Raw genomic sequence first — 14,640 nt, forward strand, 5'->3', positions numbered from 1 at the left:
AACTTTCCAAGACGTTTCCTACAACGTACCCTGTTGCCGCGTTTCGGCATCGACTCCTATAGTTCGGGTTCGCGGAAAACTCCGCGACCGACCTTGGCCGGTCGGAATCTGAAACGTAACAGCGCTGCATGTTTATGGCGGCTGTGCGCGGGACATCTTCGGGTGTGCCGGTCTTTCAGGTACCGGTCGGCCAACCCGCACACGGCTGCCACCTTCATTTCGCTTGGCCGCGAATGGTGGTAGCTCAACCTGAAGTTACTCGTATGTTTGACCAAGTCACGCCCCGTTACCTCCCCATCGACACCTACGACGCCGTTAACCCGGTGCTCTTCATCAATACCCACAAAGAACTCAGCGACATGGCGGCCTGCGCCATGCACCGTTTTACCGTAGTGCGCGACCTGGCGGACACCCTGTCCAGCCTCAATCTCAAAGATATTTCCGATTATGATCTGACGCGGGTGACCCGTGCCGTGCATCTGCTCATGCGCGAAGGTTGCGCCATGCTGGATGTGATTCAGGCGAGGGCGTTGCAGCGGGAGGAGGGGTTCAAGACTACGGTCTGACGGAAAACCCAACGGCCAAAGATCGCAGCCTGCGGCAGCTACAGGATAGGGTGGTCCCGATGTAGCTGCCGCAGGCTGCGATCTTTCAGCGTCGGCGTTTACTCCTTAACGTGCATGAACTCTTCCGCCCAACGGATATATTCCTCCGGCTGGGTGTAGGTATGCGTCAGTTCGGTCGCGCTCAGGTCCGATGCCTGGGTGAATATCTGGCGTTGTTCGCGCAGGCTGTCGTACGTTGCCTTGATCGCGGCGAAGTAGGCGCCGTGGCCGTCGATGACGACGCGCACGCCCAGTTCGGCCAGGCGTTTGTCGTCACGCAACAACGGATTGCCGTAGGTCACCAGCATCAGTGGCACGCTCAGGTGCTCGGCGATTTGTTCGAGGTGGTCGAAATCCTTCACCCCAACCATGCAGATGCCGTCCGCACCGGCGGCCTGGTATTGCTTGGTGCGGCTGATGATCTCCTGGACCGGCAGGATACCTGCGTGGGTCCGGGCGATGATCGCCATTTCCTTGTCGCAGCGGGCTTCCAGTGCCGCGCGAATCTTGCCGACTCCTTCGGCGACCGTGATCAGGTCGGTGGACTTGCGGCCAAATTGGGCCGGCAGCAAGGTGTCTTCGATGGTCAGGGCGGCCACACCGGCTCGTTCCAGTTCGACGATGGTGCGCATGACGTTGAGCGCGTTGCCGTAGCCGTGGTCGGCGTCGGCGATCACCGGCAATTGGGCGACGCGGCCGATGCGAGTGGCCTGTTCGGCAAACTCGCTGAGGGTGATCAAGGCAAAGTCAGGGGCGCCCAGGACTTGCAAGGACGCGACCGAGCCACCGAGGATCCCCACTTCGAAACCCAGGTCCGCGGCGATGCGTGCCGACATCGGGTCGAACACCGACGCGGTGTGATAGCAGGTGTTTGACGCGAACAGTTGACGAAAATTGCGGCGCAAATCTTGATGAGAAAGCCTGGACATATGAGTTCCACCAATGGAAATGGAAGGGCTTGAGCAAAAGTGTCAACGCCGAAGAAGTGAAAGGCTATCACGGGGGCAAGTCTTGAATGATGACGAATTTAGCGCTTTTACGGCCAAAGGCGTCGATCTTGAGGCGAGGCAGGGTTCGTTCAGGCGGTCACGGCATGTCACTGTCGATTGGGCAGCGGCACCGCACGCACCGAGTCGCCGGGTTGCAGCTGCAGGCGTTTGGCGGTGAGACGGTCCACCAGCAGGCTGTTGCCCGTCAGGCGCGCCGGGGCGGCGGTGATGCGACAGTTTTCCAGGCGGCGATTGTGGATCAGCCAGATCGGTGCCTGGTCGTCCGGGGTGTCGATGACCAATGACAGATGTTGACTGTCGCGCACGGTTCGAATGGTCGAAAGCGGCGCTTCGATGACCGGGCCTGCGTCGAAGATGTCGATGTAGCCCTGATGAGAGAATCCTTCAGCCGTAAGGATTTTCAGTGCCGGCTCGGCATCGGGGTGCGGCTTGCCGATCACGGCCTGGGCCTGTTCGGTGAGCAGGCAGGCGTAGAGCGGTTGCCGTGGCATCAGCTCGGCGATGAACGCTTTGTTGCCCAGCCCCGACAAATGATCGGCATGACTGAAATCCATCTTGAAAAAGTGCCGGCCCACGCTGTCCCAGAACGGTGAGCAACCTTTTTCGTCGGCACTGCCGCGCAGCTCGGCGATCAGTTTCTCGCCGAACAGGTGCGGGAACTCCGCCGCCAGCAACAAGCGACCCAGCGAGAGCAGGCGGCCGTTACTGCCCCGGCGTTGATCGGGACGCAGGAACAGCGTGCAGAGTTCCGATTGACCGGTCATTTCATTGTTGAGGAACAGGGTCGGGATTTGTCGCGAAATACCCAGGTTGGGTGAAGCATTGACCGTCAGCCCGACCCGATAGTTGTACCAGGGCTCGCGCAGGCCGATCGCTGCGCTGATGGCGCTGACGCCGAGCACTTGCTGGTCGTCGTCTTCAAGGACAAACAGGTAATCGGCATCGGCGCGTTCGACCTGTTCGGCGAAGGTTCTTTTGACCCAGCGCAAGCGGTGGGTCAGGCGCTCTTCATCGACCAGCGGTGTCAGGCCGCGACCGGCCAGGCGTGCCAGCGCCAGCAAGGCGGGCAGGTCGGTCACCTGGACCGGGCGCAGAATCATGCTGGCGCGCCTTGTGTGCGGCCGTTCGGGCGTTGTCGACACTGGCGTGTTCTGCTCACAGGGCGATCAGCCGGATGCTGCTGCCTTCGGTGACCTGCAGCGCCTGGCACATCTCGCCGTCCAGCCCCAGCGGTTGACCTGCGCGGTAGTCGAGATCGGCGACGATGGCGCGAAAGTGCCCAAGCGAATCATTGCTGACCAGGTAGCGGCCGCGGGCATCGATGGACGAAACGGCCAACACCTCGGCGGTCTGGCTCTGCGCGATGGAACGAATGTCGCCGGTGCGTGCCTGCAGCGTCGGGCCGCCATCGAACAGGTCGACATAACCGTTGGTTTCGAATCCTTCGCGCTCAAGGATATCGAAAGCTTCCTGGCCGTCGGGGTGGATGCGCCCGATGCAGTCTTGCGCGGCCTGGGGCAGCATCGGCACGTAGATCGGGTATTGCGGCATCAGGTGGGCGAGGAACGTCCGGCTTTCCAGGCCGCAGAGCCGCTCGGCCTCAACGTAGGATAGGTCGAAGAAGTGCTTGCCCACAGCGTCCCAGAAGGGTGAGTGGCCGTTATCGGTGCTGTAGCCGACGATTTCGCTGATCACCGCGTCGGCAAAGCGTTGCGCATGGGCGGCAATGAACAGCAGGCGCGCCCGCGACAACAATTCTGAGTGCGGCGTGCGCACCCGCGCCGAATCGATATGGAAGCCGCGTAGCAAGGTGTGCCCGTTGAGGTCATGGCACAGCGACAGTGCAGGCACGCCGTGCTCGATGTTCAGCTCGCGCGAGGCACTGGTGAAAGGGCGGTTGCGCAGGCTGTAGAAAGGTTCGCTGAAACCGGCCGTGGCGACGATTTCCGAGCAGCCCAAAAGGCGCCGGTCTGCCTGGTCTTCCAGGACGAAAAAGTAATTCTGCGGGCCGGGACTCTCGACGTTCTGTTGCAGTGACATGCAGGCGTCGAGAATCCTGTCGCGCAAGCGTGCGCTGTCATCGGGCAAGGACGTGACGCCCACCAGGCTTTCGCGGGCCAATCGCTGCAACTGGGGCAGGTCGGTTAGTTGCACGGTGCGCAAGACCAGCATGGGTGCACTCCTGTATCAAAGGGCTCGGTGACCGGCCTTCGCATGAGGGCATCCCGGCTCCTGCTGGATGAGGTGTATCGTTAATCCGTTGAAAACAGTATTTCTATAAGGCGCACTACATGTCTAGTTAATTTTGACGGGACATTTCCCCGGTCGAACAGGCAGGAAAAGGCTGTCAGCGGCAGATGAAGGGGATGTTGAATAATCGTGTAGGGCACCGCCCTCGGAGCGCGTTTGAATCGTTGAAATGTCACCCCCTGAGGATCTTTCTTACGGCACAATTGGGCAATGACTGACGGTCAGGTGCCGATTTTCCTTTCTATCCATAGAGTGATTTTTTTCGTGCAGGCGACCCGTTTGACCCTGATCTGCCACGCTCGAACCCTTGCACAGAAACTGGCGCGCTTTCCTGCGGACGAACCCCTGGAGATGGACTGGCAAGCGGCGCGGGGTTCCCGAGGCGCTCGCTTCAAGGAGGCCTCGCGCGTGTTGTGCGGTCCGGAGTTGCGCACCCGACAGACTGCGGAGCTTTTCGGCAAGCGCCTGGAAATTGTCATGGCCCTGCGCGATTGCGACTTTGGCGATTGGCGTGGCGTACGAATCAACGAGTTACAGAAAAACCAGCCCGATTCACTGCAGGCCTGGCTCGCCGACCCGCGCTCGGCGCCCCACGGCGGCGAGTCGGTGGCGCAACTCGGCGAGCGAGTCGCCGCCTGGATGAAAACCCTGGAAGCGTTGCCCGGCCATGTGGTTGCCGTGACCCATCCATTCGTCATGCGTGGCGCATTGATGCAGGTACTGAAGGGGTCGGCATTCAACCTGATCGATGTCGAGCCGCTGTCGATGATAGAACTGCAGTTTCATGGTTGCTGGCGGCTGCGGCTGCCCGGCAGCGATAACGAGGGGATGTCATGATGAAAAAACTATTGGTCATCGGCATCGGCGCCGGCAACCCCGACTACATTACCCTGCAGGCCGTGAAGGCGCTGAACCGGGTCGATGTGTTTTTCATCATGGACAAGGGCCAGGACAAGGACAAGCTGATTGACCTGCGCCGCGAACTCTGCGAACGCCACATCACCGATCCGCACTACCGCTTTGTCGACGCCCAATGCCCGGAGCGCGAGCGCGGCGAGGTGGACTACAAGACCAGCGTCGATGCGTTGAACCTGGTCAAGCAGCAAACCTTCGAGCGCCTGATCAACGAGGAACTGGCGCCCGACCAGTGCGGCGGTTTCCTGGTGTGGGGCGACCCGGCGTTGTATGACAGCACCATACGCATCCTGCAGGCGATCCTGGCTTCGGGCCGCTGTGCTTTCGAGTTCGAGGTGATTCCCGGCATCACCAGCGTCCAGGCGCTGGCCGCGCAGCACAAGGTGCCCCTCAATCAAATCGGCCGCTCGGTGGAGATCACCACCGGCCGGCGCCTGGCAGCGGGGCAGGTGGGCGATGCCGACAGTCTGGTGGTGATGCTCGATGCCCAGGATGCCTACCATCATGTGGCCGATCAGCAGACGCAGATCTACTGGGGCGCCTACCTGGGCACCCCGGATGAAATCCTCATCAGCGGCAAACTCGAGGACGTGGCGCAGCAGATCGAGCGGGTGCGCAAGGCGGCCCGGCAGGCCAATGGCTGGATCATGGACACCTATCTATTGCGCAAGCCCTGAAGCACGCGCTCGCCCAAACCGTTCCCTGTACACCGACGGTGGCACGCCGACCACGTTGCGAAACGCCACGCGAAAGCTTTCCACCGAACGATAACCACAGTGCTGGGCGATCTGCTCGGTGTGCTGGTCGGTGCTTTCCAGCAATTCCCGGGCGCGCCCCAGGCGTTCTTGCTGCAACCAGGTCTTGGGCGACTGGCCGCTGGCTTCGGTGAAACGGCGCAGGAAGGTGCGCTCGCTCATGGCGGCTTTGCTGGCCAGGTCGCGTACCTCCAGCGGTTCGTGCAACCGCTCTCGTGCCCACTGTATGACGCGCGAAAGATCGCTGCGCGGCGCAGGGCTGACCGGCGTCGGAATGAACTGCGCCTGGCCCCCGGTGCGTTGCGGTGACATCACCAGGCGCCGCGCGACTGAGTTGGCCACCTGGGTGCCAAAATCCCGCGTCACCAGGTGCAGGCAGGCGTCGATGCCCGCAGCGCTTCCGGCCGAGGTGATCAATTGTCCGGAATCGACGTAGAGCACGTCCGGGTCCACCAGGATGTTCGGATAGCGTTCGGCCAGTTCCGCGGTGTAGCGCCAATGCGTGGTGGCGCTGCGACCGTCGAGCAAACCGGTAGCGGCCAGCACGAACACCCCCGAGCAGATCGACAGCAACCGCGCACCCCGCGCATGGGCGTGGCGCAGGGCAGTCAGCAGCGCCTCAGGTACCGCTGCCTGACGGTCGCGCCAGCCGGGAATGATAACGGTCCGTGCCTGTTCCAGCAGTTCCAGGCCGCCATCGGCCAATACCTGAATACCGCCCATGGCGCGCATCGGCCCTTGATCGACGGCCGCGATTCGATGGCTGTACCAAGGGAAATCGAACTCTGGCCGTGCCAGGCCAAAAATCTCCACGGCGATGCCGAATTCGAAAGTACACAGGCCGTCGTAGGCCAGGATCACGACCAGTCCTGGAGAAGCATGCATTTGGCGGAAAGTTCCCGGTGAGTGTCTTGTGCGCCACTTTAGCCGTAGAAGGCGGACAGATAAAGTCTGTTCACACCGACCGACATCCCGGAGCACTGCCCATGACCAGCCTCGTCCGCGAAATTCCCGCCGCCCCTTCGGCCATTGCCTTGATGCATTTCAGCAACCGCCTGACATTCGAAACCGACTGTTCCGACGTTTACGCCAGCCAGCAGGCCGGCGAAGTCGATTTCATTCTGGTGGATGTGCGGGGGCCGTTGGCGTTCGACCGCGGGCATGTGCCGGGTGCGATCAACATTCCCGGGCGACTTCTTACCGCCGAAGGTTTGCGTGCCTACGCGAAAACCAGCCTGTTCGTGGTCTATTGCGCAGGCCCCCACTGCAACGGGGCGAACAAGGCGGCGGTGAAGCTGGCGGCGCTGGGGTACCCGGTGAAGGAAATGATTGGCGGTGTGACCGGATGGCTGGATGAAGGGTTCGAGTTGAGTGCGGCGGGCGCCGCTATCGGCTGCGCCTGCTGAACCTGCCTGTACTCGATCTTCTGTAGGAGCTGGCTTGCCAGCGAAGGCGGCCGAAAGACCAGCCCAATGCCCAAGGAGGCCTTCGTCGGCAAACCGGCTCCTTTCTATAACTATTTGTCGCTTCATACTAATTTACCCTGTGAAAGCCGCTCTAGACTGCCGGCCACTTCGGTCCCACCGCCACAAGCTAGCGACCGAAAGCTGCCAATAAAAGTCTCCGCACACAGGAGTTATAAATGAAGAAGCTAGTGATGTTCGGTGCCCTGGCACTGTCGATGTTGTCCCTCACCGCCGTGGCCGCGGATACCAAGCCAATTCGCATCGGTATCGAAGCCGGTTACCCACCATTCTCGATGAAAACCCCCGACGGCAAGCTCACCGGCTTCGACGTGGACATCGGCGACGCCCTGTGCGAGCAGATGCAGGTCAAGTGCACCTGGGTCGAGCAAGAGTTCGACGGCCTGATTCCGGCACTGAAGGTCAAGAAGATCGACGCCATCCTGTCGTCCATGACCATCACCGACGATCGCAAGAAAAACGTCGATTTCACCATCAAGTACTACCACACCCCGGCACGTTTCGTGATGAAGGAAGGTTCCGACGTCAAGGACCCGTTGACCGAACTCAAGGGCAAGAAAGTCGGTGTACTGCGCGCCAGTACCCATGATCGTTTTGCCACCGAAGTGCTGCAACCGGCAGGGATTGTCCTGGTGCGCTACGGTTCCCAGCAGGAAGCCAACCTGGACATGGTGTCCGGCCGCGTTGATGCGCTGCTGGCCGACTCGGTCAACCTGGACGACGGTTTCCTGAAGACCGACGCCGGCAAGGGTTTTGCTTTCGTGGGACCTGAGTACAACGATCCGAAATACTTCGGCGGTGGTGCAGGCATTGCCGTGCGCAAGGGCGATACCGCCCTGGCCGAGCAGTTCAACAAAGCCATTACCGAGATCCGCGCCAACGGCAAGTACAACCAAGTGCAGGACAAGTACTTCAAGTTTGACGTCTACGGCGAGTAATCGAGCCGTTAAAAAATGGCCCCGTTAACGCGGCGGCCATTTTTTTCGCCCATGATTTATCCTGCCCAACCCATTTCCCCACCGTTGGAGAATCGGAGTCTTCCCATGCAACGCATCGACCATTTGCTGCCCTGGAGCCACCTGGGAACCGAGCGCACCCTCAGCGTATTCCGTTATGGCGCGGGCACTCGCAAGGTCTACATCCAGGCCAGCCTGCACGCCGATGAACTGCCGGGCATGCGCACCGCCTGGGAGCTCAAGCAGCGCCTGGCCGAACTGGAAAGCCAGGGCCAATTGCAAGGCGTGATCGAACTGGTGCCGGTGGCCAACCCCATCGGTCTCGACCAGCACCTGCAAGGCAGTCACATGGGCCGCTTCGAACTGGGCAGCGGCAAGAACTTCAACCGCTCGTTCGTCGAACTGAGCGCTCCGGTGGCGCAAAGGGTGGGTGATCGCCTGGGCAGCGATGCCGAGGCCAACATCGCCCTGATTCGCCAGGCCATGGGCCAGGTGCTCGACGACCTGCCGGCCCCGGCTTCGCAACTGGAAGCGATGCACCGCCTGTTACTGCGTCATGCCTGCGACGCCGACATCACCCTCGACCTGCATTGCGATTTCGATGCGGCGATTCACCTCTACGCCTTGCCGCAACACTGGCCGCAATGGCAATCGCTGGCGGCGCGCCTGAAAGCCGGGGTGGCGTTGCTGTGCGAGGATTCCGGTGGCAGTTCCTTCGACGAGTCCTGCTCTTCACCCTGGTTACGCCTGGCCAGGGCTTTCCCCGAAGCCGCCATTCCTCCGGCCAACCTGGCGACCACGCTGGAGCTTGGCAGCATGGGCGACACCCGGGTCGATCAGGCCCAGGCCAATTGCGAGGCGATCCTGGGCTTTCTCGCCGAACAGGGTTTCATCAAGGGCACCTGGCCGGCGGCACCGGGCGAGTGCTGCGAGGGCATGCCGTTCGAAGGCACCCAATACCTGTTCGCACCGCATCACGGCGTGGTCAGCTTCCTGCGCGAGGCCGGTGAATGGGTGGAGCAGGGCGATCCACTGTTCGAAGTGGTCGACCCATTGAACGACAAGGTCACCACCGTGCGCGCGGGCACAAGTGGCGTGCTGTTTGCGATTGATCGCGGGCGCTATACGCAACCGGGCACTTGGCAGGCGAAAGTGGCCGGGCGCGAGCCGATTCGGGTTGGGAAGTTGATTAACGATTGAGGAGGGGAGGGTCATTCCACGCCGCGTGATCGGTGGATGCCTAATGTGATGAGGTAGCGCTCCTCTGTGGGGCGCTTGTCGTACTTGAAGCGATTGACCACCAGCATCAGTTGGTACTTGTCACCTGCTCGCCAGTAAGCCGTCCCGCCTTTTTTTGCATCGCGCAATTGGGCCCGCCATTGCGGGGTGTCGGCGAACGAAGGGAAGTCATTGACCCGGATGGGTACCCAGCCAGCGTTGCGCCATTGCTCCTGCAGATCCAGTACGAGCTTGAGGGTGTCGTCGAGCAATAGTGGTTCGATTTGTGGGGACATGTTGACACCGTTGATTGACTCATCACGATTGAACGTAACCGTAAAGTAGCGTGCCAGTGGAGTTATGAACCCATATTGAGGATCGATGAAACGAAGACGGGCATCCGACTTGGGCAAGCGCCCCCAAAAGTGCCCGGCGATGGCTGGATCAATGGCCGCACTGGAGCGACGGCGCATATCCTCCCAAGGCTCGCCAATCAACAGGGCAATTTCCGGCTCATCTGATAGGGCCTCAATCGCTGCCAATGTCAGGAGGGCCGCGACCGCCAGTGCCAACGCACCACGACGCCAGCCCACGCGTTGCAGCAGGCTCATCGCACGCTTCCACCCCAGGCGATATCCCGAATCGATTGCTCAATCAGCTCGCGCTGGTTGCTGCGTAGTAGATCATCAAACTGCTCTGCGGCTCTAAGTACGAAGGGCATGCACTGATTGATATCGGCCAGGTTGGCAGTGAGGCTGTTGCTGAAACCAATGGTGCGTCCGTCGTCGATCCGGCGGCACTGACTGGCCAACGTCAGTTCGATGGCTTCAGCGGCGCCAGACGGGATACCGCTCAGGTAGGAAAGATGATTGCTGTACAGCAATGAGCTGAATCGCCAGTCGTTGTACATCGCTGGTTGCAGAATATTCTGTTGTTCGTGCCAAGCCAGATGTTCAACGCTTTTGGCGATGTTGCCCGCCTCGATCGCCCCAAAAGCCAGGATGATTTCATCATGGTCAATCCCGAATTTTAGTGTTTCCTCTCCGACCGGCCATAGCATGGTCGAGGAAGCAAAAACCGACATGGTGCGCTTCTTCATGTACTACAACCGCACCAGGCTCCACAGCTACAACAACTACCTGTCGCCAATAGCTATGGAGCAAAAAGCGGCATAAACACCGTAATCGGTGTCCGGGATTACTTGACCAGTTCAACCCACCTGTTTCGAGGCGAAAGCCGCAAGACCTGCCCACTGGAATCGCGAATCGAGGCGCCACAGCTGCGCGTAGACGGCATTGATTGCCTTGTTGCGCGCCTTCGGATCGGCAATCAGTTTGCCGCCCGGGGCCACGACGTTTTCGACCCTTTGCTGATGCCCGCGCCAAAGGTTTTCACAGACTGTCCCTGGCCGTTCGCTGAGCGTGGGTGTGGGTGCCCGCGCTGAAGCGAAACTGGATGGTTGCGGTGGTTGGGGGCAACTGGCGCGGCTTCCTGCTGCGGGGCACTCCTCGCGGCTTGCGGCGCAGCACCCTGACTGGACTCATAGGTGGCGGTGGTAAACGAGGGGTAGAGCCCGGCCTTGCAGGAGCAGCTGCTGCGGCTGTCCAGCGAGCCAGCGAACAGCCTGCATGACTGTTCATGTACGAGATGCCACCGACGATTTCATAGGTTTTGTCGTTCTTGCCACAGGAAACCGGATCCCCGGCGCGAGCGTGGGCGAAGCCAAACGTCATGATGCAGGTATCGGTCTCCAGCACCTCGCCGCCACAACTGGTCTTGTCACCCTTGCGAATGAAATATCCCTTAGCCATCGCTTGAACTCCTTGTCTGTTGACGCGCGAATTGCTCCCACTTCCATGGAAATGGAGGCATGGCAAAATGCCGCGCACAGGGTTCTATGCAAGGGTGTCAGGCGTAAATCAGACCTTTCCTTGTCTGCTGTAGGCTGATTCCATAATGGGGCCGGTGCTGGGAGTCGCTGCAACGAAGGTGCTAGTCTCTGTCCCGAATCCTGCGCACGGTGAAGGAAGGTTTATGCTGAAGTTTCTCGCTCTGTTCACGCTGCTGGCATCCGCCACTGTCCATGCTCAAACCCCATTGCAAAGCGACCTGCCGCTCAAGTACCTGGAGCAGGCCAACGCCGATTCCCGCGAGCAGCCCCTGGTGATCTTTCTCCACGGCTACGGCAGTAACGAGCAGGATCTGTTCGACATCAAGGATGAGTTACCCAGCGAGTACAACTACCTGTCGGTGCGGGCGCCGATGGTGATGCAGGAGGGGAGTTACCAGTGGTTTCGCAAGAAGGGCGAAGGTGCCTACAACGGCGAAACCGATGACCTGAAGTCGAGCGGCCAGTTGCTGCTGGATTTCGTCGTACAGGCGACGAAGAAATATCACACGCAACCGGAGAAGGTGTTCCTGGTGGGATTCAGCCAGGGCGCGATCATGTCCTACGAAGTCGCCCTTCGGCATCCCGAGGCGGTGGGCGGGATTGCCGCGTTGAGCGGGCGGATTCTGCCGGTGCTCAAGTCTGAATTGAAGCCTGATGAAAAACGCCAGTCGCTGGCGATTTTCATCGGCCATGGCACGGCGGACCAGCGTCTTCCCTTGAGCGATGGCACCGAGGCCAACAGCCTGTTGCAGAGCATTTCACTGGAGCCCGAGTTCCACGCTTACCAGGGTGTCGGCCACAGCATCAGTGCCGAGGAGATGCAGGACTTGAGCGCCTGGTTGCAGCGCCGCAACCCCTGAGGCTCATTTGCCGCTGACGATCTGCTTGATCAGGGTTTCGTGGGCGGCCATGTCGCCGGGGCGGGAAATGACCTGAATCACCGTCATGTGGTTGCCCGAAGCCGCCATCAACGTGGTGTTGAGGGTCATGCCACCGCCCTGGGTGGCAGTGCTGTCGACCTGGCGCACGCCCAGGCCGGTGTTCTTCAGGGTCAGGCTTTTTTCGCTGAGCTTGTTGTAGTCCGCCAGGGCCTTGTGTTGCGCCGCGTCGAAGTCGGCCGCCGTGCCGTCGAGGAACTCACCGTCGTTGTCCTTGACCCTGACCCCTTCGGGCAGGCTGTTTTGCGCGGCGATCACCACGGTCTTGGTGGTTTCGTTCGAATACATGGTGCCGCTCGCACCGGTAGGGCTGGCGGGCAACGGATTGGCCACGAAACCCTTGGGTAGGGTGAAGGTGAACTTGCCATCGAGCAGCGAGACTTTCTGGCCCTGCACCGTCTCCTTCGCAGGAGCCTTGGCCGCCTGCACATTCAAAGCCCCCAGGCTGGCAGCCGCTGCCAGCAACAGGACAACGGCTTTTTTACTCAACAGTGACATCGGAATCTCCAGGGATGGTCGCGCGGTGGGGCGTGATCATCCCATGGCGGCTGCGAGATGTTCCAGCATGGGCTAACGGACGGTCGTTGATGCTTCGGTATCAGGGGTATTCCTGCCGGGCATGTAACACACTCAGGATCTGGATTTGATCCGTCACTCGTCCGACGGCCAACCTGAAAAATATGTAGGAAACAGGCTCGATTTTTTGATCTCCGTTGCCGCATGTAGGATCTGAAAAAACCAGTAGCCGATACCCTGTGGCGACGGCAGGTCACCACAAGGGTCGGGCGCAGTCACACCTCCCGACGTACGTCGGGAACGCGTTACTCAGCCTGGTTCTGCGGAAACAGGCTGCGGCGGGTTTCTTCGTCGAACTCAGCCTTGAGCACCAGTTTTTCTTTCAGGCCGTGGGCGCGTTGGGCCGCCGGGCGGGCGCTGATTTCATCGAACAGGCGCTTGACGTTCGGATACGCGGCCAAGCCGTTTTCGCCGAGGATGTAAGGCGCATAGTTGGCCCAGCCCCAGAGGGCCATGTCGGCGATGCTGTAGGTGTCACCCGCCAGGTACTGATGGTCGGCCAGGCGCTGGTCGAGCACGCGGTAGTGGCGTTCGACTTCCTTGAGATAACGGTTTTTCGCGTAGGGCAGGTCTTCCGGTGCATGGTGCAGGAAATGCACGGCCTGGCCGGAGAAGGGCGACAGGCCGGTGGCGATGAACATCAGCCACGACAGCAGTTCGGCATTTCCGGCAGCGGTGTGCGGCAGGAAGCGCTGATGTTTTTGCGCCAGGTGCAGCAGGATGGCCTGGGAGTCGAAGACCGTCGCGTCGCCATCGACCAGGGCCGGAACCTTGGCGTTCGGGTTGATCGCGAGGAAGGCGGGCAAGTGCTGCTCGCCCTTGAAGGTGTCGACGCCGATCAACTCATAGGGCGTCTGCAGTTCTTCGAGCAGCAGGGCGACTTTCATCGGGTTCGGCGAAGGATGGAAAAAGAATTTCATGGTAAAGGCCTCAGTCGGAGTGGGTTGCAACTGAGGCTGATGGTGGGGCAAACCTGTTCGATTGACGCACGAGGATATTGCGCTACTCGTTCGAAATGGTTGAACGTGTTGCCAGGGGCGCAGGTTTTGCCAGCAACCGCCGGGTGACGCCGAGCATGGCCACCGAGACGGCAACGCCGATACCGAAACCCATCAGGCCCAGGCTCGGCAAGGTCAGCGTCACGACCAGGCAGAAGGCCGAAAATGAATACATCCCGGTGGCCGTCGCCCGCAGCAACGCGGCGGTAAACGCCGGGCCTCGGGTTTGCTGGGAGAACACCGCCATCACACTGCCAAGTACCGGGAACACGGCGAGCAGGCCGCTCCAGCGGTCGCCAACGGTGCTGGCGAGCCAAGTGACGGCCAAGGTCAGCAGAGCGCCGGCGACCATTCGCAACAGCAGTTTGTCGGACTTCGGTGCCGGCCCGGAAACGATCGGCTGCACCGCCGGGAACAGGTAAGGCGCGGCCAGCAGTGCGGTGGCGGCGGCAATCACCGAGAGTGGCAGCGACGGCGGGAGCAACGACAGGACCACGGCGACCAAGGCCCAGACCAGCATCGAGATCGTCAGCGCCAGTGGCCATTTTGCCCGTTGTGCGACCTGCGCGTAGGTCACGCAGAAGGCAATCATGGCGAACATTGCCGACAGTGCAGCCATGGCCGATTGGGCGGCGAACGCCTGGCCCTGTTCGATGGCGAGGAAAAACAGTATCGGCCCGACCACCACCGGCAACCCCGACAACCAACCCGCGACACTTGGCCCCCAGCGTTTGCCGGCAAGGGAAATAAGCAGCAGGAAGCCTGGAATGACCAGCAGTTTGAGCATCAACACGCGCACTTCTCCGTCCTTGTATGTGGCGGCAACGTTAGCAGATTTGCTCTATAGATTTGCGGGTTTTGTATACAAAGCTATGGCGTCCTGATCAGTGGGACGAACAGCGGGTTGAGTCTGCAGCCTTTCAGCTGACGATAATTCGCGGAACCGAAAAAAAAGAACCCGGTGCGACGTGAGTCGCACCGGGTGTTTTGCCAGGCGGCGGCGGATCTTCGTGGGTCCCCGCGCCGTCTGTAAACGCTGTTGGC

The 14,640-nt window shown here is 60.7% G+C and carries 16 protein-coding genes and 1 pseudogene; 7 read left to right on the forward strand and 10 right to left on the reverse strand.

All coding sequences use genetic code 11. The features are described from left to right. The first annotated feature begins 263 nt into the window (after positions 1-263). Complete coding sequence (locus NQL71_RS13020; RefSeq protein ID WP_274642757.1) at positions 264-566, forward strand: hypothetical protein; 303 nt, start codon at positions 264-266, stop codon at positions 564-566. 98 nt (positions 567-664) lie between these two features. Here the strand turns inward: NQL71_RS13020 and NQL71_RS13025 are convergent, their stop codons facing one another. The 3 genes from NQL71_RS13025 to astA all read right to left on the reverse strand — a co-directional run bounded on the left by NQL71_RS13025 (position 665) and on the right by astA (position 3,787). Beyond that, positions 665-1,534, reverse strand: coding sequence for an oxaloacetate decarboxylase (locus tag NQL71_RS13025; RefSeq protein WP_046816281.1), 870 nt, complete (start codon positions 1,532-1,534; stop codon positions 665-667). Positions 1,535-1,701: 167 nt separating this feature from the next. Then, the gene (gene aruG, locus NQL71_RS13030) at positions 1,702-2,715 is read right to left on the reverse strand and encodes an arginine N-succinyltransferase (protein ID WP_274642758.1); all 1,014 of its coding nucleotides are present in this window, start codon (positions 2,713-2,715) and stop codon (positions 1,702-1,704) included. Between the two features lie 55 nt (positions 2,716-2,770). Next, a complete protein-coding gene (gene astA / locus NQL71_RS13035; protein ID WP_274642759.1) occupies positions 2,771-3,787 on the reverse strand; it encodes an arginine N-succinyltransferase in 1,017 nt (338 codons plus the stop codon). Positions 3,788-4,129: 342 nt separating this feature from the next. Here astA and NQL71_RS13040 point away from each other — a divergent pair, with 342 nt between their 5' ends. Both NQL71_RS13040 and cobF read left to right on the forward strand, forming a co-directional pair. After that, complete coding sequence (locus NQL71_RS13040) at positions 4,130-4,702, forward strand: histidine phosphatase family protein (RefSeq protein ID WP_274642839.1); 573 nt, start codon at positions 4,130-4,132, stop codon at positions 4,700-4,702. Then, positions 4,702-5,457: a precorrin-6A synthase (deacetylating) gene (gene cobF / locus NQL71_RS13045; RefSeq protein ID WP_274642840.1), complete on the forward strand. Its 756-nt coding sequence runs from the start codon at positions 4,702-4,704 to the stop codon at positions 5,455-5,457. The genes NQL71_RS13040 and cobF overlap by 1 nt, the downstream gene beginning before the upstream one ends. Here cobF and ftrA read toward each other — a convergent pair. Next, the gene (ftrA, locus tag NQL71_RS13050; protein ID WP_274642760.1) at positions 5,440-6,420 is read right to left on the reverse strand and encodes a transcriptional regulator FtrA; all 981 of its coding nucleotides are present in this window, start codon (positions 6,418-6,420) and stop codon (positions 5,440-5,442) included. The two genes, cobF and ftrA, sit on opposite strands and share 18 nt — an antisense overlap. 101 nt (positions 6,421-6,521) lie before the next feature. Between ftrA and NQL71_RS13055 the strand changes: the two genes are divergently transcribed. The 3 genes from NQL71_RS13055 to NQL71_RS13065 all read left to right on the forward strand — a co-directional run bounded on the left by NQL71_RS13055 (position 6,522) and on the right by NQL71_RS13065 (position 9,175). Beyond that, a complete protein-coding gene (locus NQL71_RS13055; RefSeq protein WP_046816285.1) occupies positions 6,522-6,941 on the forward strand; it encodes a rhodanese-like domain-containing protein in 420 nt (139 codons plus the stop codon). 236 nt (positions 6,942-7,177) lie between these two features. Then, complete coding sequence (gene aotJ / locus NQL71_RS13060; protein ID WP_274642761.1) at positions 7,178-7,957, forward strand: L-arginine-binding protein AotJ; 780 nt, start codon at positions 7,178-7,180, stop codon at positions 7,955-7,957. Between the two features lie 105 nt (positions 7,958-8,062). Further along, on the forward strand, positions 8,063-9,175 hold the full coding sequence (locus NQL71_RS13065; RefSeq protein WP_274642762.1) for a M14 family metallopeptidase: 1,113 nt from the start codon (positions 8,063-8,065) through the stop codon (positions 9,173-9,175). Positions 9,176-9,186: 11 nt separating this feature from the next. Here the strand turns inward: NQL71_RS13065 and NQL71_RS13070 are convergent, their stop codons facing one another. The 3 genes and pseudogenes from NQL71_RS13070 to NQL71_RS13080 form a co-directional block, all read right to left on the reverse strand. Then, positions 9,187-9,804 carry a hypothetical protein gene (locus NQL71_RS13070; RefSeq protein ID WP_274642763.1) on the reverse strand — a complete coding sequence of 206 codons (618 nt, stop codon included), beginning with the start codon at positions 9,802-9,804 and terminating at the stop codon, positions 9,187-9,189. Beyond that, positions 9,801-10,292: a DUF2515 family protein gene (locus NQL71_RS13075; protein WP_274642764.1), complete on the reverse strand. Its 492-nt coding sequence runs from the start codon at positions 10,290-10,292 to the stop codon at positions 9,801-9,803. The genes NQL71_RS13070 and NQL71_RS13075 overlap by 4 nt, the downstream gene beginning before the upstream one ends. Positions 10,293-10,406: 114 nt before the next feature. Beyond that, positions 10,407-11,004: pseudogene (locus NQL71_RS13080) on the reverse strand (PAAR domain-containing protein); the annotation flags it as partial. A gap of 223 nt (positions 11,005-11,227) precedes the next feature. Here NQL71_RS13080 and NQL71_RS13085 point away from each other — a divergent pair. After that, the gene (locus NQL71_RS13085) at positions 11,228-11,944 is read left to right on the forward strand and encodes an alpha/beta hydrolase (protein ID WP_046816294.1); all 717 of its coding nucleotides are present in this window, start codon (positions 11,228-11,230) and stop codon (positions 11,942-11,944) included. Between the two features lie 3 nt (positions 11,945-11,947). Here NQL71_RS13085 and NQL71_RS13090 read toward each other — a convergent pair whose 3' ends face one another. The 3 genes from NQL71_RS13090 to NQL71_RS13100 form a co-directional block, all read right to left on the reverse strand. Next, complete coding sequence (locus tag NQL71_RS13090; protein WP_046816295.1) at positions 11,948-12,520, reverse strand: DcrB/PsbP domain-containing protein; 573 nt, start codon at positions 12,518-12,520, stop codon at positions 11,948-11,950. 323 nt (positions 12,521-12,843) lie between these two features. Next, positions 12,844-13,518, reverse strand: coding sequence for a glutathione S-transferase family protein (locus NQL71_RS13095; protein ID WP_077182987.1), 675 nt, complete (start codon positions 13,516-13,518; stop codon positions 12,844-12,846). A gap of 82 nt (positions 13,519-13,600) precedes the next feature. Continuing rightward, positions 13,601-14,389 carry a hypothetical protein gene (locus NQL71_RS13100; protein WP_046816347.1) on the reverse strand — a complete coding sequence of 263 codons (789 nt, stop codon included), beginning with the start codon at positions 14,387-14,389 and terminating at the stop codon, positions 13,601-13,603. Positions 14,390-14,640 lie beyond the last annotated feature (251 nt).

The sequence above is a fragment of the Pseudomonas serbica genome, from assembly GCF_028823535.1.
Lineage (GTDB): Bacteria > Pseudomonadota > Gammaproteobacteria > Pseudomonadales > Pseudomonadaceae > Aquipseudomonas > Aquipseudomonas serbica.